Below are 2762 nucleotides of genomic sequence, written 5' to 3' on the forward strand. Positions count from 1 at the left end.
CCCTGACCCCCTGCATGCCATGCAGGTGCGCTACCAGCTGCGCCACAGCCCCAAACCGTTCCTCCAGCCATGACCAATCGGTCTTGGCCGGAACAACTTGTCTATCCTAGAACACGTTTCACCCACCTGCCAAATCGGGCTTTAAAGCGTGTCTAATCCTCAACGGGTTCGGCCAGGTCTTCGGGTAGTTCGTACGGCTCTGGAAGAGTTCCAACATTGTGTTCAAGCAGGCGCCAGATGCCCATCCCGTCACTGTTGGGGTCGGTTTGGGCAGCTTCAACCACTGACCAATGGCAGTTGGACAGCCCAGACATGGCTCGCCACAGCTCCTCCGGCAGTCCCAACAGTTTCGCCAGTGCCACGCGTGTGGCCCCGCCATGGGTGGTGACCACTAGTGTGCCGCCGTCGGGCATGTCCTCGGCTTTCTCCAAGATAGCCTCAACCATGCGCTGGGCCACCTCCACGCGGGTCTCCCCACCGCCGGCACGCACACCCGGCTCATCCTTCTGCCACAAGGCAATGTCGTCCGGGAAGTGTTCGATGATGTCATCGAACGTCCTCCCCTCCCACTCCCCGCCATACGTTTCACGCAGGCGGGGATCCACCAGGATGTCACTGCCCATCAGGGTTGCCAGCTCCTGCGCGGTGGCATAGGCCCTGCCCAGGTCGGAGGAAAGGATCTGCACGTTCGGCTGAGCATTGTTGCGAACCAGCTTTCCCGCCAACAACGCTGCGGCACGGCTCGCCTGTGAAACACCCACCTCATCCAGCGGAATGTCCGTTTGGCCTTGGAAGCGCCGCGCAGCATTCCAGGCGGTGCGTCCGTGGCGCCAAAAGATCACCCGTCGTCGCGTTCCGGCGGACTGCAGGACCGAGTGTTCTGGTTCAATTCCAGCCATCAAGGGGAGTATCCGTTCCAGAGCCCTTTGCAGGGATTAGTTCTTGTTGGCCTGAGCGTTGGCCGGGACGTCGGTCTCAGTGGCTGCCGCAGTATCGGACTGTGCGTCAGCTCCGGTGTCAGCTCCTGTGCCAGCGCGGATGCCAGCCGACTTCGCCGACGGGTCGAGCTCGCCCAACTGCAGGTCGATGACCGGGCAGTCTCCGTACAGGCGTTCCAGAGCGTAAAAGACCCTGTCTTCCTCATGCTGGACGTGAACCACGATGTCTGCGTAATCCAGCAGCACCCAGCGGCCTCCTGAACGTCCTTCGCGACGTACGGGGCGCAAGTCAAACTTGTGCAGCTCGTCTTCGATCCCGTCCACGATGGCGTTGACCTGACGCTCGGTTTCCGCCGATGCGATGAAGAAAATATCCGTGATGGCCAAGCGGTCGCTGACATCAATGGCTGTTACGTTCAGGGCCAGCTTGTCCGATGCCGCCCGTGCTGCTGCTCGCGCAAGTTCAATTGACTGTTCTGTTGCCGTCACTACTGTTTCCTTTGATTGATAAAAAATTTAGCGTGTAAGAGATGTGATGAGAAAGATGACGCCCACAACCAAGGCAGCACCGCCAACAATGAGGCTTCCCCACTGCAGCCGCCGATTACGCTGGGTACGCCGGAGCCCTGCCGTCATCGCATCCAGCGGCTCAAGTCCATGAGCATAGTCGGCCGGCATCGGGGGCATCTGCGACCGGTGCACCTCAGCGCGCACTGGGGCAGGCGTTGCAGCAGCTGCTTCAGCGGGTGCCGCGGCCACAGGACCGACGGCGGAGCCCTCAGTTGGGTGCCCGCCCGTAAGTACACGTTTACCGTGACTTGGGCTGTGGGCGGATTCTGATGCCTGGACTGCTTCGGAACGTTCAGAACTCGTGGTGGGAACCACGGTGCTGGTTACCTCGCTCTTATGCTTGGCCGTTGTGCTCCGCACCTGCGGTTCAGGTACTTGTGCCGGCTGAGCACCGAGCGGCTCCGTTGCGGCGGCAGCGGTGTAGGCAGCTGTCCCATCATTCGAGGTGCTTATCGGTGCCGGTTTTCCTGCCGAACGGGGCGGCGGTTTCCCAGGCCCGGCGGTTTGCTGGCGCATTGACTCGGTGACGATCGGCACATGCGTTGTTGCAGGCGGGCGCATCACGGGCCGGTCGATGCCGGGTACCTGGACAAATTCCAGCGGAGTGACCATGGCCAAGTTGTTGGTCGCCGTGGGGTCGGGGGTCGGGGGTCGGTTCCTGGTACTGTCCTGCCCCAGCCGTTCACGGGCCTCGGCCCGCTGGTTGAGAACGGCGGCACGGCCATTGTCTTCCCGCTGCGCTGCCAGGACCGTCAATTCCTCGGATGTGGGGATGGTTGTCCCCGGCGCCTGATTGCTACCATGAGCGCGGGCACGGCCCGAACCGCGTGCCACTGATGAGGGAGCATCCACGGCACCGGACGAAGCGCGGCGGCCAGTGCGGCGGTGAGAGACGGTCCCCAACAGCGGGCTGCTTCCCGGGACCCCCGGTACTGCCGGGCTGGCATCAGCCTGCTGCCCAGTGCCGTGTCCGGTTGGCGCCGCAGGTTCCGCGTCGAGGAGCTTCCTGTAGGAGCTCTGGGCTGCCCTTTCGCGTTCACCCGTTTGAGACTGACGTTCTACCGGTGCAGCTCCTCTATCCGACTGGGTGGTCGGTTCCACCTGCCCTGCAGTGGCTGGTGAGACTGCGGAGGCGGGGACCGCGGGACCTGCCGTGGATTCACCAGCCGCAGCCTGAACTGCAGCAGCGCCGGTTTTGGGTGCAGCAGCGCCAGTTTTACGCGCTGCGGCTCCGGTCTTGGCCGTGGCAGCGCC

General features: G+C 63.0%; 3 protein-coding genes. All 3 read right to left on the bottom strand.

All coding sequences use genetic code 11. The annotated features are described in order from the left end of the window. Nucleotides 1–152 precede the first annotated feature (152 nt). Nucleotides 153–899 carry a histidine phosphatase family protein gene (locus Q4P21_RS16065; RefSeq protein ID WP_303389724.1) on the bottom strand — a complete coding sequence of 249 codons (747 nt, stop codon included), beginning with the start codon at nt 897–899 and terminating at the stop codon, nt 153–155. A 36-nt stretch (nt 900–935) separates the two neighbouring features. Next, the gene (rsfS, locus tag Q4P21_RS16070; protein ID WP_303389725.1) at nt 936–1427 is read right to left on the bottom strand and encodes a ribosome silencing factor; all 492 of its coding nucleotides are present in this window, start codon (nt 1425–1427) and stop codon (nt 936–938) included. 27 nt (nt 1428–1454) lie between these two features. After that, nucleotides 1455–2762 (bottom strand): hypothetical protein (locus Q4P21_RS16075; RefSeq protein ID WP_303389726.1); only part of this gene is annotated, 1308 nt, incomplete at its 5' end.

This window comes from Arthrobacter sp. (genome assembly GCF_030540645.1).
GTDB lineage: Bacteria > Actinomycetota > Actinomycetes > Actinomycetales > Micrococcaceae > Specibacter.

Bases quoted from the DNA above. Each gene is read 5' to 3' on its own strand.
- Q4P21_RS16065 (WP_303389724.1), bottom strand. From the start codon at position 899: ATGGCTGGAATTGAACCAGAACACTCGGTCCTGCAGTCCGCCGGAACG.